This window comes from Novosphingobium sp. PC22D, assembly GCF_002556635.1.
Taxonomy (GTDB): domain Bacteria; phylum Pseudomonadota; class Alphaproteobacteria; order Sphingomonadales; family Sphingomonadaceae; genus Novosphingobium.
Map to the genome: position 1 here is coordinate 128,795 of NZ_MWMO01000011.1, position 20,223 is coordinate 149,017.

A 20,223-nucleotide genomic window follows, 5' to 3' on the forward strand; every position below is an offset into this window, starting at 1 on the left:
CCATGTCAGCGACAAAAATCCTCTGGGGTCAGATCCTCACCGTCTTCCTGATCGTGTTGATGACGACCTGGGGCGCGACACAATGGACGGCCTACCGTCTCGGCTTCCAACCCCAGCTCGGACTACCCTGGTTCGAACTGGCGGGCTGGCCGATCTACTATCCGCCCGCTTTCTTCTGGTGGTGGTATTTCTACGACGCCTATGCGCCGCCGATCTTCGTCGAGGGCGCCTATATCGCCGCGTCGGGCGGCTTCATCTCCATCGCCGTCGCCATCGGCATGTCCGTGTGGCGAGCGCGCGAAGCGAAGAACGTGGAGACCTACGGCTCGGCCCGCTGGGCGCGGCTGGAAGAGGTGAAGGCCGCGGGCCTGCTCGGTCCGGATGGCGTCGTGCTCGGCAAACACGAGCGCGACCATCTTCGACATGACGGCCCCGAGCATGTGCTGTGCTTCGCGCCGACGCGTTCCGGCAAGGGCGTGGGCCTGGTCGTGCCCTCGCTCCTGACCTGGCCGGGCTCAGCGATCGTCCATGACATCAAGGGCGAGAACTGGACGCTCACCGCCGGCTATCGCGCTCGGCATGGCCGCGTGCTGCTCTTCGATCCCACAAACGCGAAGTCGGCCGCCTACAATCCGTTGCTCGAGGTGCGACGCGGCGAGTGGGAAGTCCGCGACGTGCAGAACATCGCCGACATCCTTGTCGACCCGGAAGGCTCGCTCGAGAAGCGGAACCACTGGGAAAAGACGTCGCACGCGCTGCTGGTCGGCGCGATCCTGCACGTCCTCTATGCCGAGGCGGACAAGACATTGGCAGGCGTCGCCGCCTTCCTATCCGATCCGAAGCGCCCGATCGAGTCGACCCTCGCGGCGATGATGAAGACCGCCCATCTCGGCGAGGCCGGCCCGCATCCCGTCATCGCCAGCGCTGCGCGCGAGTTGCTCAACAAATCCGACAACGAACGCTCCGGCGTGCTGTCGACCGCGATGTCGTTCCTCGGTCTGTATCGCGATCCCGTCGTGGCCGAAGTCACCCGCCGCTGCGACTGGCGCATCGCCGACATGGTCGGGGGCAAGCATCCGACCACGCTCTACCTCGTGGTGCCGCCCTCCGACATCAACCGGACCAAACCCTTGATCCGACTGATCCTCAACCAAGTCGGGCGCCGGTTGACCGAGGACTTGCAGGCGAAGGGCAACCGACACCGCCTGCTGCTCATGCTCGACGAGTTTCCGGCCCTCGGGCGCCTGGACTTCTTCGAGAGCGCGCTCGCCTTCATGGCGGGATACGGGCTGAAGGCCTTCCTCATCGCCCAGTCGCTGAACCAGATTGAGAAAGCCTATGGCCCGAACAATTCCATCCTCGACAACTGCCATGTGCGCGTGAGCTTCGCGACCAATGACGAGCGCACAGCCAAACGCGTTTCGGACGCGCTCGGCACCGCCACCGAGATGAAGGCGATGAAGAACTATGCCGGTCATCGGCTTTCGCCCTGGCTCGGCCACATGATGGTGTCGCGCTCGGAGACCGCCCGGCAATTGCTCACGCCGGGCGAGATCATGCAGCTTCCGCCGTCCGACGAGATCGTCATGGTCGCCGGCATCCCCCCGATCCGCGCGAAGAAGGCCCGCTACTACGAGGATCGGAGATTTCAGGAACGCATCCTGACGCCGCCCGGCCTGACCAAACCGGCGAGCGCAAGGGCAGACGATTGGAGCACGCTGGCCTTGCCCGAACGGCCGGTGCTGACCACGCCCGTCGCCGTGGACGACGTGGCCGATGACGATCCGACGGATTCCGAGCGCCGGCATCAGCCCGAACTGAGCCGAACCAAGACCGTCGAGCGCAAGCCGATCATCGAAAACGAATTCGAGATTGATCCCCGCGATGATGTCGACGAGGATGCCGCCCGCCTCAGCCGCATGACGCAGACGATGCGCCAGGTCGCGCGCCAAGCCTCGCTCGATCCGGGCGACGGCATCGAGTTGTAGGAGGCGCCGATGAGCAAGCTTCCGAAGAAGCAGCGCCTATCCGTCTATCTCGACCCGGACGTCATGAAGGCGCTCGCGGCCCATGCCGCACGGCGAGACCTCTCCCTGTCGCTGGTCGCCGAGGCCGGTATCGCCTCTTTCCTCTCGCCAGACGCGGCAGAACGGCAGGAAGCGGCGACCACGAAGCGGCTCGATCAGCTCGACCGCCGCATGGCGCGCATGGAGCGCGATGTCGGCATATCGGTCGAAACGCTCGCCGTGTTCATCCGCTTCTGGCTGACGTCCAATCCGCCGTTGCCCGAGCCGGCACAGGTTGCGGCGCGCGCCAAGGCGGCGGAGCGCTACGAAGCTTTCGTCACCGCCCTGGGCCGACGACTCGCGCAGGGACCAAAGCTCAGACAAGAAATTGCCGAAGACATTCCCGCGCGCGACGCGGAATAATCACTGATCTCCGCATCGCAAGTATTCTGTCCTTCCGCCGTTTCCCTGTCTTTGTACGCCACAGTACGACGGCCACATGATGGTTGTTGTCAGGCCATGATTTCTGCCTCTTCTACTCATCCCCGATGCAGGGCCGCCTGTCGCGGTCCCGCAAAAGAACGGGGACGACGTGGCGACCACTCACCAGAAATCGGAGGCGATCCTTCGCGGTGCGCGCATGCTGCGCACGGCCCTCGGGTCCGCGATCGCCACCTTTCTGGAAGATCCCGCGATCGTCGAGGTGATGCTCAATCCCGATGGGCGGCTCTGGGTCGACCGGCTTTCGGAGGGTCTTTCCGACACCGGTGAACGGCTGTCGCCTGCCGATGGCGAGCGGATCATCCGTCTGGTCGCGCATCACGTCGGCGCCGAGGTTCATCCAGGCGCTCCGCGCGTCTCGGCTGAGCTGCCCGAAACGGGGGAGCGGTTCGAGGGGCTGTTACCCCCCGTCGTGTCCGCCCCAGCCTTCGCGATCCGCAAGCCCGCCGTGGCGGTGTTCACGCTCGACGATTACGTCGCCGCCGGCATCATGCAGGCAGGCCAGGCCGAGGCGCTGCGCATCGCGGTCAGCGAACGTCGCAACATCCTCGTCGCCGGCGGCACCTCCACCGGCAAGACCACGCTCACGAACGCGCTTCTGGCCGAGATCGCGAAGACCTCGGACCGGGTCATCGTCATCGAGGACACGCGCGAGCTGCAATGCACGGCGCCGAACCTTGTCGCCATGCGGACCAAGGACGGCGTCATCACGCTCTCAGAGCTGGTCCGATCTTCCCTGCGTTTTCGACCGGACCGCATCCCGATCGGCGAGGTTCGCGGCGCCGAGGCGCTCGACCTGTTGAAGGCATGGGGCACCGGGCATCCCGGCGGCATCGGGACCATCCATGCGGGGACTGCGCTCGGCGCTCTTCGCCGTCTCGAGCAGCTCATTCAGGAAGCCGTTGTGACCGTCCCGCGCGCGCTGATCGCCGAGACGATCGATCTGGTCGCTGTGCTCTCCGGCCGCGGCTCTTCGCGCCGCCTCGCCGAACTCGCCGGTGTCGAAGGCCTCGGCCCCGATGGCGACTACCGCGTCACCCCCGCAAGCCAGCCCCCCACAGGAGACTCGTCATGATCAAGCATGCCTTGCGCATACGCCGCCATATCGCAACGGCGGTGTCCGTCACCTTTCTCACGTTCGCGCTGGCGCCAGCCGCTCACGCGTCCGGTTCGTCGATGCCGTGGGAAGCCCCGCTGCAATCCATCCTCGAATCCATCGAGGGGCCGGTCGCCAAGATCATCGCCGTGATGATCATCATCATCACCGGCCTGACGCTCGCCTTTGGCGACACCTCGGGCGGTGCACGCCGCCTGATCCAGATCGTGTTCGGCCTGTCGATCGCGTTCGCCGCATCGAGCTTCTTCCTGTCGTTCTTCTCCTTCGGTGGCGGAGCGCTCGTCTGATGGCCGAAGGCGCGGATCATGGCGGCGAGGTGCCGGGCTTCTCGGTCCCGGTCCACCGGGCGCTGACCGAGCACATCTTGCTCGGCGGCGCGCCGCGCTCTCTCGCCATTCTCAACGGCACGCTGGCGGCCGCCCTCGGCCTCGGCCTTCGCCTCTGGCTAGTCGGCCTGGGACTTTGGGCCGTGGGCCATTTCGCCGCCGTCTGGGCGGCGAAGCGCGATCCGCAGTTCGTCGACGTCGTGCGCAAGCATCTGCGCATTCCTGGCCACCTGTCGGTCTGAGGAGCGCCGCGATGATGAACCTCGCCGAATATCGCAACCGCAACACCCGGCTTGCCGACTTCCTGCCCTGGGCCGCGCTCGCCGGCGAAGGCGTCGTCCTCAACAAGGATGGCAGCCTCCAGCGCACCGCGCGCTTCCGCGGTCCCGATCTTGACAGCGCCGTGCCGGCCGAGCTGGTGGCTGTCGCCGGCCGATTGAACAATGCCTTCCGGCGGCTCGGCTCCGGCTGGGCCATCTTTGTCGAGGCGCAGCGCCACGGCGCCGCGACCTATCCCGCCAGCACGTTCGCCGACAGCGCTTCCGCGCTGGTCGACGCCGAGCGCAAGGCGGACTTCGAGGAGGCCGGCGCCCATTTCGAGTCCGGCTACTTCCTCACCTTCCTGTACCTGCCGCCGGCCGAGGACGCCGCCCGCGCCGAAACATGGCTCTACGAGGGCCGCGATCACGCGGGCGTCGACGCCCACGAGATTCTGCGTGGCTTCATCGATCGCACCGACCGCATCTTGAACCTCATCGACGCATTCATGCCGGAATGCGCCTGGCTCGATGACGCCGAGACGCTCACATACCTGCATTCGACCATCTCGACGAAGCGGCATCGGGTCCGCGTTCCCGAGACGCCGATGTATCTCGACGCGCTGCTCGCCGATCAGCCGCTCACCGGCGGGCTCGAACCGCGCCTGGGCGAGACGAACCTTCGCATCCTCACCATCGTCGGTTTCCCGTCCGCGACGACACCCGGCATCCTCGACGAGCTGAACCGGCTCGCCTTTCCCTATCGCTGGTCGACGCGGGCGATCCTGCTCGACAAGACCGACGCGACCAAGCTGGTGACGAAGATCCGGCGGCAATGGTTCGCGAAGCGCAAGTCCATCGCCGCCATCCTCAAGGAAATCATGACGAACGAGGCCTCGGCCCTCGTCGATACCGATGCGGCGAACAAGGCGGCCGACGCCGACATGGCGCTTCAGGAGCTTGGCGCCGATTACGCCGGCCAAGCCTATGTGACCGCCACGATCACGGTCTGGGATGATGACCCTCGCATTGCCGCCGAGAAGCTGCGGCTGGTGGAGAAGGTCATCCAGGGCCGCGACTTCACTGCGATGGCCGAGACCATCAATGCCGTGGACGCCTGGCTGGGCTCGCTGCCCGGCCACGTCTACGCCAATGTCCGCCAGCCGCCCATCAGCACATTGAATCTCGCCCACATGATCCCGCTGTCGGCGGTGTGGGCGGGACCGGAACGGGACGAGCACTTCGATGCACCCCCACTGCTTTACGGCAGAACGGAGGGCTCGACCCCGTTCCGGCTTTCCATCCATGTCGGCGACGTCGGCCATACGCTGATCGTCGGGCCGACCGGCGCCGGCAAATCGGTGTTGCTCGCGCTCATGGCGCTCCAGTTCCGGCGCTATCCGCGATCCCAGGTCTTCGCCTTCGACTTCGGCGGATCGATCCGCGCGGCGGCCCTCGCCATGCGGGGCGACTGGCATGATCTCGGCGGCGGATTGACGGACGGAGCCGACGACAGCGTGTCGCTCCAACCGCTGGCCCGCATCGACGATGTCGCCGAGCGCGCTTGGGCTTCCGACTGGCTGATCGCGATTCTCTCCCGCGAGAGCGTGCCGGTCTCCCCCGAGGTCAAGGAGCACCTCTGGTCGGCCCTGTCATCGTTGGCGTCAGCACCGGTCGCGGAGCGCACGTTGACCGGCTTGTCCGTCCTCCTCCAGTCAAATGATCTGAAGCAGGCGCTGAGACCCTATTGCGTCGGCGGACCATATGGCCGGTTACTGGACGCCGAGTCCGAACATCTCGGCGAGGCGGATGTCCAGGCCTTCGAGACCGAGGGATTGATCGGAACCGGCGCGGCCGCCGCCGTGCTCGCCTATCTCTTCCACCGCATCGAAGACCGCCTCGACGGCCGACCGACGCTGCTGATCGTCGATGAGGGTTGGCTCGCGCTCGATGACGAGAGTTTCGCCGGACAGCTCCGCGAGTGGCTGAAGACGCTGCGCAAGAAGAACGCCAGCGTCATCTTCGCCACGCAGTCGCTCTCCGACATCGATGGCTCGGCGATTGCGCCCGCCATCATCGAGAGCTGCCAGACCCGCATTCTCCTGCCGAATGAACGGGCGATCGAGCCGCAGATCACCGCCATCTATCGCCGCTTCGGTCTCAACGATCGCCAGATCGAGATCCTCGCGCGGGCGATGCCCAAGCGCGACTATTACTGCCAGAGCCGCAGGGGAAACCGGCTGTTCGAGCTGGGTCTGTCGGACGTGGCCCTGGCGCTGTGCGCCGCCTCATCCAAACAGCACCAGGCGATGATCGCCGATGTTCACGCCCGCAGCGGCACGGACAGGTTTCTCGCGGATTGGCTCGTGGCGAACCGGCTCGACTGGGCCGCGGACCTCATCGCCGATCTCACCAATGTCACTCAACAAAGCGATCCGGAGGCACGCCCATGACCCGTTCCGTTCACACCCTTACACGCACCCTGCGCATGACGGCCGCACTCCTAGCGGCCCCGCTCGCACTGTCACCCATCTTCGCGCCGCCCGCCGCCGCGCAATGGATCGTCTATGATCCGACAAACTACGCTCAGAACGTGCTGACGGCGGCGCGCACGCTCCAGCAGGTCAATCAGCAGATCACTCAGCTTCAGAACGAAGCGACCATGCTGATCAACCAGGCGCGCAACCTCGCGAGCCTGCCTTACTCGTCGCTCCAACAGCTCCAGCAGTCTGTCCAGCGCACGCAGCAGCTCCTGCAACAGGCGCAGGGCATCGCCCTCAACGTCCAGCAGATCGACCGTGCGTTTCAGACCACCTACGGCAACGCTTCGATGTCGGCTTCCGATCAGGCGCTCGTCGCGCAGGCACGCGAGCGCTGGCAGAACACCGTCGGCGGCTTGCAGGATGCCATGCGCGTCCAGGCCGGCGTGGTCGGCAACATCGACACCAATCGCACCGAGATGTCGGCGCTGATTGGCCAGAGCCAGGGCGCGACCGGCGCGCTCCAGGCGACGCAGGCCGGCAATCAGCTCCTCGCCCTGCAAGCGCAGCAGCTCGCCGATCTCACCGCCGTCGTCGCCGCCAACGGGCGCGCCCAGAGCCTCTCCGAGGCCGAGCGCGCCGCGGCCGCCGAACAGGGCCGCGAGCAGCGTCGGCGATTCCTGACGCCCGGCAGCGGCTATCAGCCGGGCAACGCCCGCATGTTCCCGAGCGGCAACTGAGGGCCTGGCGATGGACGGCAAGGTATTCGCCCGGGTCGGCGCCGTGGCGTTCGTCGCTGTCGCGATCACGGCGACAGCGATCGAGATGACCCGGAAAGAGGAAGCGCCTGAGCGGTGGCCGTCCGGCCGTGTGATCGAAGCTCCGGCCGATCCCCTGCGCGACGCGCTCATCCGCTGCCAGGCGCTCGGCGAAGAGGGGCCGCGCGATCCGGACTGCCGCCGCGCCTGGGCGGAGAATCGCCACCGCTTCCTCGCGCCAGGCGCCCGTCCCGCCGAGCGGTTACCGGACATGCCGCCCGCACCGCGGGATGGCTTCACGCCACCGTCACAACGGACCAACCCACAGGCCCCGACACCCGCCGCGCCGAACACGCCTCAGCTCGACGAGGCACGGTAGCATCATGGGCGGCACCGGCGTCATCGATCATTTCCTCGAGGTCTTCACCCGCTACATCGACAACGGGTTCGGGCTGCTCAGCGGCGAAGTCGCCTTCATTGCGACCACGCTGATCGTCATCGACGTGACGCTCGCAGCGCTATTCTGGAGCTGGGGCGCCGACGACGACATCATGGCGCGGCTGGTGAAGAAGACGCTGTTCGTTGGGGTCTTCGCCTACATCATCGGCAACTGGAACAACCTCGCCAGGATCGTATTCGAGAGCTTCGCCGGTCTCGGCCTGAAGGCGAGCGGCACCGGCTTCTCGACCGCCGACCTGATGCGTCCCGGAAGGGTCGCACAGACCGGCCTCGATGCCGGCCGGCCATTGCTCGATTCCATCTCCAGCCTGATGGGCTACTGGTCGTTCTTCGAGAACTTCATCCAGATCGCCTGCATGTTCCTCGCCTGGGCGCTGGTCCTGCTTGCGTTCTTCATCCTCGCCATCCAGCTTTTCGTCACGCTCATCGAGTTCAAACTCACGACGCTCGCGGGCTTCGTGCTGATCCCCTTCGGCCTCTTCGGAAAGTCTGCCTTCATGGCGGAGCGCGTGCTTGGCAATGTCATCTCGTCGGGCATCAAGGTCCTGGTGCTTGCCGTCATCATCGGTATCGGCTCGACACTCTTCTCCGAGTTCACATCGGGCTTTGGTGGCCAAAACCCCTCGATCGACGAGGCGATGGCGATCGTCCTCGCCGCGCTGTCGCTCCTCGGCCTCGGCATCTTCGGTCCGGGAATTGCCACCGGCCTGGTTTCCGGGGGCCCGCAGCTCAGCGCGGGAGCAGCGGTTGGGACGGGTCTCGCCGCCGGCGGCATGGTCGCGCTCGGCGCTGGCGCCGTCGGCGCGGCCGCCTCCGGTGGCGCGGCCCTGGCTGGAGGTGCAGCGGCTGCCGCTCGCGGCGGCGCTGCGATCGCGGGTGGCGCATCGACTGCCTACAGCCTCGGCGCGGCCGGACAGTCCGGCGCGGCAGGCGTCGCATCCGGCCTCAGTGGCGTTGCTCGTGCAGGCGGCAGCGCTGCCGTCTCACCTCTCCGCCGCGCCGCCTCGCGTGCGGCCGACAGCATGAAGTCCAGCTTCAATGCGGGCGGCAAGGCGGCATTCGAAGCCACGGGCGGAAGTTCCACCATGGGCTCGATCGGCCGTGACGCCGCCGGTGACGGCGCGGCGCCCGCGAGCGCCGACAGCCCTCCGGCCTGGGCACAGCGGATGCGCCGCTCCCAACGCATGACCCACGCCGTCCAGGCGACGGCACATGCCGTCCGCTCCGGTGACGCCCATGGCGGCGGCTCTTCCGTCAACCTGTCCGAAGGCGATCGCTGATGTTCAAACGACCTTCCACCCACTACGGCAAAACCCCCGAGCCCGAGACGCCGTATCAACGCGCGGCCCAGGTCTGGGACGAGCGTATCGGCGCCTCGCGAATTCAGGCCAAGAACTGGCGGCTTATGGCTTTCGGCTCGCTCGTCCTCTCGGCCGGCTTCGCCACCGCGCTTGTCGTTCAGTCGGCACGCGGAACCATCGTGCCCTGGGTGGTGCAGGTCGATCGACTCGGCCAGGCGCAGGCCGTCGCGCCGGCCGAAGCCGATTATCGTCCGACCGACCCACAGATCGCCTTCCACCTGGCGCGCTTCATCGAGCAGGTCCGCAGCATTCCCGCCGACGCGATCATCGTTCGCCAGAACTGGCTGCGCGCCTACGACTTCACGACCGATCGCGGCGCCATGGCGCTTAATGACTATGCCCGCTCCAATGATCCGTTCACGCGAGTGGGCCGCCAGCAGGTCGCCGTTGACGTCTCAAGCGTCATCCGCGCATCGCCCGACAGCTTCCGCGTAGCCTGGGTCGAGCGCCGCTACGAGAACGGCCAGCTCGCCGAGACCACGCGCTGGACTGCGATCCTGACGATCGTGGTGCAGGTTCCCCGAAACGCCGACCGGCTGAGGGCGAACCCGCTCGGCATCTACGTCAACGCCATCAACTGGTCACGGGAGCTTGGGCAATGAAGCCGTCTTTCCGTAAAGCCGGAAGCCCGGCTTCACACACAGTCGTATTCCCGGCTCTCAAGAGAGCCGCGATTCCGGTGGTCCTGCTGGCGATGACAGCGCTCGCCGGTTGCGCCACCACCAACCCGCCACCCGAGATCTCCTACGACAACGCGGCTCCCGCCGTGCAGACCGTCGATCCGCCAGCGCCCGTCACCGTGGTGGAGCTGCCGCGGCCGCTACCACTGCCCGGCCAGTTGCAACGCGTGGAGCCTTCGCGGCGCACACCCGAGCCAGCAGACCCGACCGCCCGGATAAACCAGGCCAATGCCGCCGCGCGTATCCAGCCTGTGCGCGACGGCTTCATCAACTCGATGCAGGTCTATCCCTTCACGCAGGGCGCGCTCTATCAGGTCTATACGGCCGTCGGTCAGATCACTGACATCGCGTTGCAGCCCGGCGAGCAGCTCGTCGGCTCCGGCCCTGTCGCCGCCGGCGATACGGTGCGCTGGATCATCGGCGACACCGAGAGCGGATCGGGGGCGACGCGGCAGATTCATATCCTGGTGAAGCCGACCCGCCCCGACCTGATGACGAACCTCGTCATCAACACCAACCTGCGCACCTACCACATGGAGCTTCGCTCGACCGAACGGACCTATATGGCCTCCGTCTCCTGGCAGTATCCGCAGGACCAGCTCATCGCGCTGCGCCGGCAGAACGCCGAGGCACAAGCCGCTCAGCCAGTGGCGAGCGGCGTCGACCTCGCCAACGTCAACTTCCGCTATGCGATCGAAGGCGACCGAGCGCCATGGCGGCCGCTTCGCGCCTTCGACGACGGCCGCCAGGTCTTCATCGAATTCCCGCGCGGCATCGGCCAGGGCGAGATGCCGCCGCTCTTCGTCGTCGGCCCCGAGGGCAACTCTTCCGAGTTGGTGAACTACCGGGTTCGCGGCCACCACATGATCGTCGACCGCCTCTTCGCGGCCGCCGAGCTGCGCTTCGGCGCCGGCGACCGCCAGCGGCGCGTGCGCATCACCCGTACCGACGGGAGGTCGACCTCGTGAGCGAGAACCCGCCCCGGAATGAAGAGGTGCCGGACGACGACGCGCAGCCGCTGACCGGCGAGCCGGCCAGCGCGCCGCCGATGCGGTTGCGCGCCGATCCGCCGCGTGTCACTCGGCTGTCCCGCAAAGTTCTCGCGGGCGTGGGTCTCGTCGCCAGCGTCGGGCTCGGCGGTGCGCTGATCTACGCGCTCCAGACCCGCGACGGAGGCCGGCCGAACGAAGAATTGTATTCGACGGAAAATCGCTCGACCGCCGATGGGCTCGCCGGTCTCCCGCGCGATTACAGCGGGGTGCCGCGATTGGGTCCGCCGCTACCGGGCGATCTGGGAAGGCCAATCGTTGGCGCTCAGGAGCGCGGCCAGCCTGTACCGACGCCGAATGTCGCCACGCCGAATCCCGGCATCAGTCCGGAAGAGCAGAGGCGCCTTCAGGAAATCGAGACCGCGCGAACCAGTCGGCTGTTCTCCGGCACCGAGACCCGCGCCGGTGCGACCGCGACGGCTCCGGCCATCGTGCCGCCTCCATCGCCGGACCTAGCGAGCCTCGGCCTTGCGCCACCTCCATCGACACCTTCCGCGCAGGACCGCCAGAACGCCTTTCTCAACGCGGCGGCCGATCGCAGGACCGTTGCGCCCGATAGGGTCGCCGCGCCAGCCTCGCCGAACATCCTTCAGGCGGGAGCCGTGATTTCGGCCGCGCTGATCACCGGCATCCGCTCCGACCTTCCGGGTCAGATCACCGCGCAAGTCACAGAGAACATCTACGACAGCCCGACCGGGCGCATCCTGCTCGTGCCGCAGGGAACGCGGGTGATCGGCCAGTACGACAATAATGTTCAGTTCGGACAGAGCCGGGTGCTGCTCGTCTGGAACCGCCTCATCTTCCCGAACGGCCGCTCGATCGTGCTCGAGCGACAGCCTGGTGCAGACGCAGAAGGCTACGCCGGCCTGCAGGATGGCGTCGATTATCACTGGTGGGATCTCGCCAAGGCGGCCGGGCTGTCAACGCTGCTCAGCGTCGGCGCCGAACTTGCCACGAATGACGACGACCGGCTGGTCCAGGCGATCCGCAACGGGGGGCAAGATACGATAAACGATGCCGGCCAGCAGATTGTTAGGCGACAGCTCAACGTAGCCCCCACGCTCACTATCCTACCTGGGTTTCCAGTTCGCGTTGTCGTCACGCACGATCTGATACTCGAACCTTACGGAGGGTAATGATGTCGAAGCTTAAGCTGGGGCCCATCGTGGACCAAAAGCCAATCAAAGTTCAAATAGAGCTACCTGCAGCCCTTCATCAGGATCTTGCTGACTACGCGGATCTATTGGGACGCGAACAAGGGCAACCCGCTGTCGAACCGGCTAGATTAATCGTCCCAATGTTACAGCGGTTCATCGCGACCGATCGTGGCTTCGCAAAGGCCAAGCGGGCGAGCCCACACAGAACTGCGGACTAAAGCGTACTGCAGCGCCGAGCCCCGGTGACCGTGTCGAAGCACTTCAGCAGCAGCGGCAGAGCAGGGTTAGCGTTGTCGCTCGCCGAAATCATCGTTGCAGTCGGCGGGCGTGCCGCTGCGAACGGAATCAAAGAGATATTCCGCCCGGAAACCGCGCATGTTACGGTGATGCCGAAGCCTTGCTCGATCATCGTTAGAAGGGTCTCACGGCTCACTTGCTGAATCGAGAGCTGAACCATTCCTTCCACGGCGCCTACCATCCGGCGAAGCATGATTGTGAGCTCGCGCCCTGCGCCATCCGAGCGAACGAGAAATACCTCGTCACGGATGTCTTCCCAGGAGAGATATGGTCGCGACGCCAGGGTATGACGCGGCGACATCGCGACGAACAGATCTGGCTTGCATAGCCTTCGCATTCGGAAGTCAGGTTCGACGCTCTCGCTCAAGCAAATCGCCGCGTCCAGCAAGCCACGCTTGACGCCAGCGCTGTTTTCTTCCGACGTGCCTTCCTCAAGCTTGACTTCGATCGTCGGGTTAAGATTGCGGAAGCTGCCGAGGAGGTCGATAATTGGAGCGGCGGGAAAAGTTTCAAGTATTCCAAATCTGATCAATCCGGTTGTACGGCGCTTGACGGATCGTATCTCAGCAGCGGCGTCACGCAGATACCGCGCTCCCACAGCTGCCTGCTGGAGGAAGCGTTCCCCTTCTGGTGTCAGACCAGCTCCCGATGGGGACCGCTCGAAAAGAGATACGCCGAGCTGACGTTCAAGCATTTGAACTCGGCGGCTGATGGTCGATTGCGCGATCGACAGCCGCTCCGCTGCACGTCGGAAGCTACCTGCCTCGGCGACAAGGACAGCGTATTTCAGGTATCGCAGGTCTAACGTCAGGTCGGGCATGACGTCGACGCAATGCTGCGAAGCATTGTCCCCATCATGCGAAAGCCGACGCGGCACGCGCCTGCTGGACAGCATCTTGCACTGTCATGTCAGCGATCGGCGGACTGCGTAATCTCCTGCTGCAACTGATCGACCTTCGCTCCGGCCCATTGCCGGGCGTCGTCGCCGAATATAAGCCGCGGTGGCGTCGTATCTTGCGAAGCGAGCGCCACGATCCGCGCGGCGAGCAGTTTCGGGTCGCCCGGCTGATTGCCGTTGGCACCGTCAACGAACTCGCGATACTGCTCAATCGCCTCGGCATAATCCGGAATGTCGATGCTGCCGAAGCTCGCCGACTTGCCATCCATGAAGTCCGTGCGCAGCATCCCCGGCTCGACAAGGAGAGAGCGGACGCCGAACGGCGCGAGCTCCTGCGCAAAACCCTCCATCCACCCTTCGACCGCAAACTTGGACGCCGAGTAGACCGCGCCCCCGCCGTTGGAGACCAGCCCGCTGACCGACGAGATGGTGACGATCAGACCCGAGCGACGCGCCCGCATATGGGGAGCGACCGCCCGCGCGACGTTCATCGTACCGAACAGATTGACCTCGAACTGGCGCCTCACCGCGGTATCGGTAAAGGTCTCAAAGAAACCTAGTTCGGCATAGCCGGCATTGTTGACCAGCACGTCGATCGCACCGAACCGCTCGATGCTTTCCTTGGCGACTGCGTTCGCGGCTTCAGCATCAGTGATATCGAGGCTCAGGGTATGCAGCCGCTCATGCTCGCCTCCCAAGGCTTCACGTATCGCGTCCGCCGACCGCGCGGTCGCCACCACTTTCTCACCCGCATCGAGCGCGGCGCGCGTGATCTCCAATCCCAGTCCGCGGCTTGCGCCCGTCACCAACCAAACCTTCGACATAGCCTGCTCCTAATCCTTCCACTGTTGCCTTCTATGTAGGTATGCTAATGGATCGAGATAATGAGCTAATAGATAATAGGCCTTAGCAGCAGGGATTATCAATGCGTCCAGATCAGCTCGGCGATCTCGCTGTCTTCGCGGCAATCGCCTCCGAACGCAGCTTTACGCGTGCCGCGAGGCGGCTCGGCGTGACCCAGTCGGCATTGAGCCAGACCATGAAGCGGCTGGAGGGCCAACTCGGTTTCCGATTGCTTTCCCGCACCACGCGCAGCGTCGCACCGACTGCTGCCGGCGAGCGTCTGCTCGCCACCCTGTCGCCGGCGCTGGCCGGACTGGACAACGAGATCGAGGCACTGTCCCAGGCAAGCGGGGCAGCGATCGGCACCGTCCGCATCACGACGGGCAAGCACGCCGCGGACACGTTGCTGTGGCCGATGCTTCCGTCCTTCATGCACAACCACCCCGGCATCGAAGTGGAGGTGTGCGTGGAAAACGGGATGACCGATGTCGTGGCGGGCCGCTACGATGCGGGCATCCGGCTTGGCGAGCACCTAGAGAAGGACATGATCGCGCTGGCGGTCGGGCCTCCGCTTCGTGTCGCGGTCGTGGCCGCTCCCAGCTATCTGAGCGACCATCCGGCGCCGACGGAGCCTGCGGACCTGACGAGGCATCGCTGTATCGCCTATGGCGATGCGCATGGCGACCTTTCTTCCTGGTCGTTCGACCGCGACGGCCATGCGGTGACGGTCGCACCGGGACGCGGGCCGGTTTTCAACGATGGCGACCTGCTGGTGGCTGCCGCCCTCGAGGGCTTCGGCATCCTCTACATCTTGGAGGACCTGGTCGCGGCGCCGATTGCCGATGGCCGTCTGTCCCGGCTGCTAGAGCCGTGGTGCGAGCCCTTCGCAGGCTACCATCTCTATTACCCCGATCGTCAGGTGACGACGGCCTTCGAGCTGTTCAAGGAGGCGCTTTGGGCAAGCAGGTCCGTCTGAGGCGCCGTCCAGTCTGTAACCCAATAAACCCATTTGTCCTTCAAGGCTGCGCGTTCAGCCTGATCTTGCGCTGTGCGCGGTGCCGAAGACATAAGCGCCGTGATCGAGGAGCGTTCAGGAGATTTCCGCGTCCATCCCCGAACGTATCCATCGCGATGCTTTCGCCTCTGAAAGCCCGTCCCGAAAAGGTTGAGAGGCTGGGGCGCTCGTGATTCCAAGGGGTTGTTCAGGCCATCTTGGAGCGAGCGATGTGGACCCCAGCCACTCGCCGACAGCATAGTCGCGCGGGGCTTCGATACGAAACGGATTTGACGGATGCGGAGTGGCGGCTGATCGAGCCGCTGCTGCCGGCGCCGAAACGGAAGGGGCGGCCGCTTTCCTGGCCTCTGCGCGAGATCGTCAACGCGATTTTCTACGTGATGCGTGGGGGCGTGGCATGGCGGCTCCTGCCGAGCGACCTTCCGCCGAAAAGCACAGCCTATCGCTGGTTTGCGGCATGGCGGGACAAAGGCGTGTTCGAGGCGCTGAACCATGCGCTGCTGATGATCGACCGGGAACGCAGCGGTCGATCGGCCTCGCCGAGCGCCTGCATCATCGACAGCCAGAGTGTGAAAACCAACGAGGCAGGCGGTCCCCGTGGTTACGACGCCGGCAAGAAGATCATGGGCCGCAAGCGCCACGCCCTCGTCGATACCGAAGGGCGCGGCCTCGTCCTGTTCGCCCATCCTGCCAGTGTGCAGGACCGCGATGGAGCAGGCCCGCTGCTCGCAGCCTCGCGTCGCCCGTTTCCGTTCATCGAGAAGGTCTTCGCCGACGCCGGCTATCAGGGACCGCGCGTCGCGACCGCTACGCGCATCGCCGTCGAGATCGTCCGCCGCAAGCCCGACCAGATCGGCTTCGCCGTCCAACCCCGGAGATGGGTCGTCGAGCGCTTCTTCGCCTGGATCAATCGAAATCGACGCCTCTGGAAGGATGCCGAAGCGACAATCGCATCGGCAACAGCTTTCCTATACGCCGCTGCCGCAATGGTCCTCATCCGCCGCATCGCACGCGCCTCATAAATTTCGGGACGGACTCTGAGCCGCATGGCCCGTCGGAAGATCAGAACAGCATCATGTTGGAGGACATGCCGAGCAGCATGCGGCCGTGCAGTTCGGCAGCGACGTCGAGGTCGAAGCCCGCATGACTGCCCATCACCTGGATATCTCGAAATATCCTCTGGAAGGGATGATCGGTGCGGTAGATACTCGATCCCGCGCCGTCCGCCATTAGCCTGGCGGCGTCACGGCACAGTTGAGCCGCATAGGCAAACTCCATCTTGATTCGGGCCCGCACCTGCAACTGCTCGGACGGAGGCAGCGAGGCCGCGGCAACTGCACGCCGGGCAGCGGCACGGATGAGTTGCTCAGCCGTATCGAGAACCACGTCAGCACGGCCAAGACGGACGTGAGCCGCAGCGCTTTCGCCCAACGGGGACTGAGTGCCCTTCACCGTGCGGCCGGGGAGCGCTTCCCTGTGTAGGTCGAGCAAGCCCATTGCTGCCCCAAGCAGCGGCACCACAGCGATAAACGCGCCAAATGAAATAAACGGGAAGCCGAATACCGGCTCGCTATGTCGTCTGGAGAACTCGTTATGACCGGAGAACAGGGTGAGGTCGGTCAGCATGTGATGATCGGGGATGAAGGCATCCTCAATGACGACGTCGTGGCTGCCCGACGAGGCAAGACCCGCCATGTGCCAGTTGTCGCGCGCCGTCACATCGGTAGTGGAAATAATCGCAAGGCCAAGAGCGGGCTGCTCGTCCGGCACTGGCTCGCCCAGCATGACCACGGCCATCACATGATCGGCGTCCATTATGCCGCTGGCCCAACCCCATGTGCCAGTGATGCGATATCCTCCGTCAACCTTGGTTGCCTGCCCCGGCGGGAAGGCCACAGCGGCAGCCGCAATATAGCCTCGTTTCCCCCAGATTTCCTGCTGCGCAGGCTCGGGAAAATGGGCCACGGCATGGTTGTGGCCGGCGATGAAGCAGGCGGACCAGGCCATGCCGGGATCCGCCTTGGCGAGCGGCAACGCTGCATCTATGAAGACGTCCGGATCTGCTCCCATGCCGCCGAACGCCTGCGGCACGAAGACGTAGAAGAAGCCGGATCGCCGGATCGCCGCCCATGCCTCCGTATCGGGCCGGCGCTCCCGTTCGGCCTTTGCCGCGCGCTCTCGCAGAAGCGGCGCTATTGTTTGGGTTCTTTCACGGAGCGTCGCCGGATTTAGCGCCGCAACTTCAGCTGGATCGAGAAAGTCGTTGTCGGCCGCTATGCGGATTTTGATCGCGTCAGTGCCCATCGAGTACCTCTGTCAGATAATGCACCAGCGATGGCGCTATGCGCTATACGCTCACGCGTATCATCTCGTTACAGGGTGACGTCCTTCCCCCCGATGCAGCGGCCCTCGTCGACCGGGACCTCAGTCGCGACCGCCCGTGGCGAGGCTGGCAATGGCGGCCGCCGTCCGCTCCGGCTGTTCTTCGGACATCCAGTGGCCGGAACGCTCGAGCATGGCAGTCCTCACATTGGTTGCGCCAACATTGGCGAGCGCCTCTGCCATTTTCGGCAGTATTTCTGCGAATGTGTTCTCGCCGCCGACAATGAGCAACGGAACGTCGAGCTTCTCGGTGCGCGAGGCGAAGAATGCCTCGTCCTTCGGAAAGGCGCGATAGATTTCGCACATGGCGCGAAGGTTCTCGTCCGATTGATAGGCCGCAGCGTAGGCGGCGACGTCCTCGTCGGTGATAGCCTCCGGATGCTCGGCCAGACCGTCGAAAAAGAAGGTTCGGAAATAGCGGGCCTGATGACCCTGTACGAGCGTCTCGGCCAAGCCCTTAGGGGTGTGAAAGTCGAAGTGCCACGTCATCGGCGACGCCTTGATATCGTCCCATGGGTCGAGGCCGGGAATCGGTATGTCCATTATCGCCGCGCCATTGACTTCGCTCGGATAGAGCCGCGCGTAGGCGTAAGCGACCATGCCTCCGATATCGTGGCCCGCCACCACCACCCGCTCGAAGCGAAGCTCAGGCTTGAGCGCCTGCACCAGGGCATGCACGTCCTGGGCGAGTGACGCCTTGTCGAACGCGCCGACGTCGAGCGCGCCGCGTGGCGAGGAAGTGCCACCAATGCCACGTAAGTCGGGAGCTATGACAGCGAAGCGTTGACCCAGAATAGGCATGACGTTGCGCCATTCATGCGAACTCTGTGGCCAGCCATGAATGAGGACGACAAGGGTCGAGCCCGATCCGCATCGCAAGAAGTGAACGGTCTGATCTCCGATACGGAGGTCGGCTTCGACGATCTTTGAAGGCGAAGCCGGATCCGTGGCGATGTTCATGGCTCATCCTTTCGTCTGAAAGCGGCCCGGCCGTCACTATCGGACGCTGGCCCGTTAGATCGGCTGCAACAGTTGCGCCTTGGCGCTTGCAACGTCGACTGGCAGCGAGCTGTGCTCGTGGACGCAGAGCCATCGGCCGTCGATCCGCTGCCAGATGTCGGTTACCGCGGCATGCACATGCGTGCGCGTGCCGTCCTCCGTGGTGATGTCGATCTCAGTATAGGAGAGCGAGTATCCGATGTCGGGTGAGAGCATCCGCACCGTCACTTTAGGATAGGTGCAGGTGATTTCGCCGACTGCCGCTTCGGCCATGTCGGCGACGTTGCGCCGTATGTCCTCCACCGCGGTCACGCCGGGTGCCAGGAAATCGAAGATTGTCGTGTCGCCGCCCGGCGCGAACATTGCGGCCACCCCATCCGGGTCGCCCCTTTCCACCGCACGGCCAGCATCGCGCAACGTCCTGGTGATCGTCTCGACATCCCGCATGTCGCCCGTCGAATTCTCTCCGATGGTGATCATGGCCTGTTCCTGCCCGATAGAATCGTCGGAATCATTGCCCGTCCGTTGGGATCGGTCCGAGCAGTATCCCGCCGTCGATGACATAGTCGGAGCCGGTGACGAACGCCGCGTCGTCCGATGCCAAGAACATAAGGAGTTTCGTGATCTCCTCCGGCTTTCCCATCCGCTGGATGGCGAACGGTTCCGCCGTGAAATGATCGCTGGTCGGGGGCTCACCGGGCCGGGGCGGCTCGGTAATGAACGGCGTGTCGATCACGCCCGGACTGATCGAATTCACCCTGATGCGATCGCGGGCGAGCTCGGTGGCGGCGGTCCGCGTCAGTCCGCGCACGCCCCACTTGCTGGAGACATATGATGCAAGCATCGGCGTGCCGACGTGGCTCGAACTGGACGCGATATTGACGATCGCGCCGCCACCCCCTCGGCGCATCGACGGCACGACCGCCCTAATACCGAGATAGGGGCCAGTCAGGTTGGTGGCGATGACCTGATCCCAGTCTTCCGGATCACTGTCCGCGATCGACACTGCAGGCGCAGGAATGCCAGCGTTATTGATAAGCACGGAGATGAATCCAAAGCGACGCTCCGTTTCCTCAACAGCCGCTTTCCAATCGGCTGGGATGGACACGTCGAGCTTGATGAAGACCGAGTTGCCGCCGAGTTCATCGGCGAGCGCACGCCCGCGTTCCTCACGCACGTCGGCGATGATAACATTGGCGCCTTCCGCCCCGAACGCTCGGGCGTGAGATGCGCCTTGTCCACGGGCTCCGCCGGTGATCAGCACCGTCTTTCCATCGAAGCGATTCATGACTTATACTCCTTGCCGGACTGGAGCATATATTAGTGTTGCTAAGGAGTGAGGACTACCGGCTAACTATTAATGGGCTCTATTATGCTGACTTATAAGTCGTGTACTTTCTCCCGACTGCTCGACCGGTTGCTTGGGAGAATTGCTTTTTCGGCTTTGGAACCGCCCTTGTCGCTCATCCAGCATGATATTCGTCACGATTCCTTGCGCCGCCGATCACTGCCGCCAGAAACCATCAACTCGGGACCCGGCGACCTTAACGGGCGTAACTGACTCGTGTGAGTGTCAATCGGTGCCGGATATTCGCCCCCAATAAGCCCCGACAATAGGGCAATGATCATTGGCACCGA

The 20,223-nt window shown here is 64.7% G+C and carries 21 protein-coding genes; 15 read left to right on the plus strand and 6 right to left on the minus strand.

Going from position 1 to position 20,223, the window contains the following annotated elements; translation table 11 throughout:
* The first annotated feature begins 2 nt into the window (after positions 1–2).
* The 13 genes from B2G71_RS16190 to B2G71_RS16250 all read left to right on the plus strand — a co-directional run bounded on the left by B2G71_RS16190 (position 3) and on the right by B2G71_RS16250 (position 12,369).
* Positions 3–1,988 carry a conjugal transfer protein TraG gene (locus tag B2G71_RS16190; RefSeq protein WP_098107602.1) on the plus strand — a complete coding sequence of 662 codons (1,986 nt, stop codon included), beginning with the start codon at positions 3–5 and terminating at the stop codon, positions 1,986–1,988.
* A 9-nt stretch (positions 1,989–1,997) separates the two neighbouring features.
* On the plus strand, positions 1,998–2,429 hold the full coding sequence (locus tag B2G71_RS16195) for a CopG family transcriptional regulator (protein WP_098107604.1): 432 nt from the start codon (positions 1,998–2,000) through the stop codon (positions 2,427–2,429).
* Between the two features lie 169 nt (positions 2,430–2,598).
* Positions 2,599–3,582, plus strand: a complete 984-nt coding sequence (gene trbB / locus B2G71_RS16200; protein WP_098107606.1) for a P-type conjugative transfer ATPase TrbB — start codon at positions 2,599–2,601, stop codon at positions 3,580–3,582.
* Positions 3,579–3,911, plus strand: coding sequence for a TrbC/VirB2 family protein (locus tag B2G71_RS16205; RefSeq protein WP_098107608.1), 333 nt, complete (start codon positions 3,579–3,581; stop codon positions 3,909–3,911). The genes trbB and B2G71_RS16205 overlap by 4 nt, the downstream gene beginning before the upstream one ends.
* On the plus strand, positions 3,911–4,192 hold the full coding sequence (locus B2G71_RS16210; RefSeq protein WP_098107610.1) for a VirB3 family type IV secretion system protein: 282 nt from the start codon (positions 3,911–3,913) through the stop codon (positions 4,190–4,192). Before B2G71_RS16205 ends, B2G71_RS16210 begins: the two co-directional genes overlap by 1 nt.
* 11 nt (positions 4,193–4,203) lie before the next feature.
* On the plus strand, positions 4,204–6,660 hold the full coding sequence (trbE, locus tag B2G71_RS16215) for a conjugal transfer protein TrbE (RefSeq protein ID WP_098107612.1): 2,457 nt from the start codon (positions 4,204–4,206) through the stop codon (positions 6,658–6,660).
* Complete coding sequence (trbJ, locus tag B2G71_RS16220) at positions 6,657–7,427, plus strand: P-type conjugative transfer protein TrbJ (RefSeq protein WP_098107614.1); 771 nt, start codon at positions 6,657–6,659, stop codon at positions 7,425–7,427. Before trbE ends, trbJ begins: the two co-directional genes overlap by 4 nt.
* A gap of 10 nt (positions 7,428–7,437) precedes the next feature.
* On the plus strand, positions 7,438–7,824 hold the full coding sequence (gene trbK-alt, locus B2G71_RS16225) for a putative entry exclusion protein TrbK-alt (RefSeq protein WP_098107615.1): 387 nt from the start codon (positions 7,438–7,440) through the stop codon (positions 7,822–7,824).
* A gap of 4 nt (positions 7,825–7,828) precedes the next feature.
* Positions 7,829–9,184 carry a P-type conjugative transfer protein TrbL gene (trbL, locus tag B2G71_RS16230; RefSeq protein WP_098107617.1) on the plus strand — a complete coding sequence of 452 codons (1,356 nt, stop codon included), beginning with the start codon at positions 7,829–7,831 and terminating at the stop codon, positions 9,182–9,184.
* Positions 9,184–9,867, plus strand: coding sequence for a conjugal transfer protein TrbF (gene trbF, locus B2G71_RS16235; protein ID WP_098107619.1), 684 nt, complete (start codon positions 9,184–9,186; stop codon positions 9,865–9,867). Before trbL ends, trbF begins: the two co-directional genes overlap by 1 nt.
* Positions 9,864–10,913, plus strand: coding sequence for a P-type conjugative transfer protein TrbG (gene trbG, locus B2G71_RS16240; RefSeq protein WP_098107621.1), 1,050 nt, complete (start codon positions 9,864–9,866; stop codon positions 10,911–10,913). Before trbF ends, trbG begins: the two co-directional genes overlap by 4 nt.
* Positions 10,910–12,130, plus strand: coding sequence for a TrbI/VirB10 family protein (locus tag B2G71_RS16245; RefSeq protein ID WP_098107622.1), 1,221 nt, complete (start codon positions 10,910–10,912; stop codon positions 12,128–12,130). Before trbG ends, B2G71_RS16245 begins: the two co-directional genes overlap by 4 nt.
* A gap of 2 nt (positions 12,131–12,132) precedes the next feature.
* On the plus strand, positions 12,133–12,369 hold the full coding sequence (locus B2G71_RS16250) for a DUF2274 domain-containing protein (RefSeq protein WP_206049429.1): 237 nt from the start codon (positions 12,133–12,135) through the stop codon (positions 12,367–12,369).
* Here B2G71_RS16250 and B2G71_RS16255 read toward each other — a convergent pair.
* Complete coding sequence (locus B2G71_RS16255; protein ID WP_098107626.1) at positions 12,366–13,268, minus strand: LysR family transcriptional regulator; 903 nt, start codon at positions 13,266–13,268, stop codon at positions 12,366–12,368. The genes B2G71_RS16250 and B2G71_RS16255 overlap by 4 nt on opposite strands.
* Positions 13,269–13,357: 89 nt before the next feature.
* Positions 13,358–14,170 (minus strand): SDR family NAD(P)-dependent oxidoreductase, encoded by an 813-nt coding sequence (locus B2G71_RS16260; RefSeq protein WP_098107628.1) that lies wholly within the window; start codon positions 14,168–14,170, stop codon positions 13,358–13,360.
* Positions 14,171–14,271: 101 nt separating this feature from the next.
* On the opposite strand from B2G71_RS16260, the gene B2G71_RS16265 reads away from it, so the two are divergent.
* Together B2G71_RS16265 and B2G71_RS16270 are read left to right on the plus strand one after the other, a co-directional pair.
* Entirely contained in the window at positions 14,272–15,165 is an 894-nt protein-coding gene (locus tag B2G71_RS16265; RefSeq protein WP_098107629.1) for a LysR family transcriptional regulator, read from the plus strand.
* 248 nt (positions 15,166–15,413) lie between these two features.
* Positions 15,414–16,226 (plus strand): IS5 family transposase, encoded by an 813-nt coding sequence (locus B2G71_RS16270; protein WP_098107631.1) that lies wholly within the window; start codon positions 15,414–15,416, stop codon positions 16,224–16,226.
* A 40-nt stretch (positions 16,227–16,266) separates the two neighbouring features.
* Here the strand turns inward: B2G71_RS16270 and B2G71_RS16275 are convergent, their stop codons facing one another.
* The 4 genes from B2G71_RS16275 to B2G71_RS16290 all read right to left on the minus strand — a co-directional run bounded on the left by B2G71_RS16275 (position 16,267) and on the right by B2G71_RS16290 (position 19,873).
* The gene (locus tag B2G71_RS16275; protein ID WP_098107633.1) at positions 16,267–17,508 is read right to left on the minus strand and encodes an acyl-CoA dehydrogenase family protein; all 1,242 of its coding nucleotides are present in this window, start codon (positions 17,506–17,508) and stop codon (positions 16,267–16,269) included.
* A gap of 120 nt (positions 17,509–17,628) precedes the next feature.
* The gene (locus B2G71_RS16280) at positions 17,629–18,546 is read right to left on the minus strand and encodes an alpha/beta hydrolase (RefSeq protein WP_098107634.1); all 918 of its coding nucleotides are present in this window, start codon (positions 18,544–18,546) and stop codon (positions 17,629–17,631) included.
* 54 nt (positions 18,547–18,600) lie between these two features.
* Positions 18,601–19,065, minus strand: a complete 465-nt coding sequence (locus B2G71_RS16285) for an SgcJ/EcaC family oxidoreductase (protein WP_168176384.1) — start codon at positions 19,063–19,065, stop codon at positions 18,601–18,603.
* 31 nt (positions 19,066–19,096) lie between these two features.
* Positions 19,097–19,873: a glucose 1-dehydrogenase gene (locus B2G71_RS16290; protein WP_098107637.1), complete on the minus strand. Its 777-nt coding sequence runs from the start codon at positions 19,871–19,873 to the stop codon at positions 19,097–19,099.
* Positions 19,874–20,223: the final 350 nt, after the last annotated feature.

Excerpts from the sequence above, each read along its gene's own strand:
- B2G71_RS16190 (WP_098107602.1), top strand. The coding sequence starts at position 3 with ATGTCAGCGACAAAAATCCTCTGGGGTCAGATCCTCACCGTCTTCCTG.
- B2G71_RS16195 (WP_098107604.1), top strand. The coding sequence starts at position 1,998 with ATGAGCAAGCTTCCGAAGAAGCAGCGCCTATCCGTCTATCTCGACCCG.
- B2G71_RS16205 (WP_098107608.1), top strand. The coding sequence starts at position 3,579 with ATGATCAAGCATGCCTTGCGCATACGCCGCCATATCGCAACGGCGGTG.
- B2G71_RS16210 (WP_098107610.1), top strand. The coding sequence starts at position 3,911 with ATGGCCGAAGGCGCGGATCATGGCGGCGAGGTGCCGGGCTTCTCGGTC.
- trbE (WP_098107612.1), top strand. The coding sequence starts at position 4,204 with ATGATGAACCTCGCCGAATATCGCAACCGCAACACCCGGCTTGCCGAC.
- trbJ (WP_098107614.1), top strand. The coding sequence starts at position 6,657 with ATGACCCGTTCCGTTCACACCCTTACACGCACCCTGCGCATGACGGCC.
- trbK-alt (WP_098107615.1), top strand. The coding sequence starts at position 7,438 with ATGGACGGCAAGGTATTCGCCCGGGTCGGCGCCGTGGCGTTCGTCGCT.
- trbL (WP_098107617.1), top strand. The coding sequence starts at position 7,829 with ATGGGCGGCACCGGCGTCATCGATCATTTCCTCGAGGTCTTCACCCGC.
- trbF (WP_098107619.1), top strand. The coding sequence starts at position 9,184 with ATGTTCAAACGACCTTCCACCCACTACGGCAAAACCCCCGAGCCCGAG.
- trbG (WP_098107621.1), top strand. The coding sequence starts at position 9,864 with ATGAAGCCGTCTTTCCGTAAAGCCGGAAGCCCGGCTTCACACACAGTC.
- B2G71_RS16250 (WP_206049429.1), top strand. The coding sequence starts at position 12,133 with ATGTCGAAGCTTAAGCTGGGGCCCATCGTGGACCAAAAGCCAATCAAA.
- B2G71_RS16255 (WP_098107626.1), bottom strand. The coding sequence starts at position 13,268 with ATGCCCGACCTGACGTTAGACCTGCGATACCTGAAATACGCTGTCCTT.
- B2G71_RS16260 (WP_098107628.1), bottom strand. The coding sequence starts at position 14,170 with ATGTCGAAGGTTTGGTTGGTGACGGGCGCAAGCCGCGGACTGGGATTG.
- B2G71_RS16265 (WP_098107629.1), top strand. The coding sequence starts at position 14,272 with ATGCGTCCAGATCAGCTCGGCGATCTCGCTGTCTTCGCGGCAATCGCC.
- B2G71_RS16270 (WP_098107631.1), top strand. The coding sequence starts at position 15,414 with ATGTGGACCCCAGCCACTCGCCGACAGCATAGTCGCGCGGGGCTTCGA.
- B2G71_RS16275 (WP_098107633.1), bottom strand. The coding sequence starts at position 17,508 with ATGGGCACTGACGCGATCAAAATCCGCATAGCGGCCGACAACGACTTT.
- B2G71_RS16280 (WP_098107634.1), bottom strand. The coding sequence starts at position 18,546 with ATGAACATCGCCACGGATCCGGCTTCGCCTTCAAAGATCGTCGAAGCC.
- B2G71_RS16285 (WP_168176384.1), bottom strand. The coding sequence starts at position 19,065 with ATGATCACCATCGGAGAGAATTCGACGGGCGACATGCGGGATGTCGAG.
- B2G71_RS16290 (WP_098107637.1), bottom strand. The coding sequence starts at position 19,873 with ATGAATCGCTTCGATGGAAAGACGGTGCTGATCACCGGCGGAGCCCGT.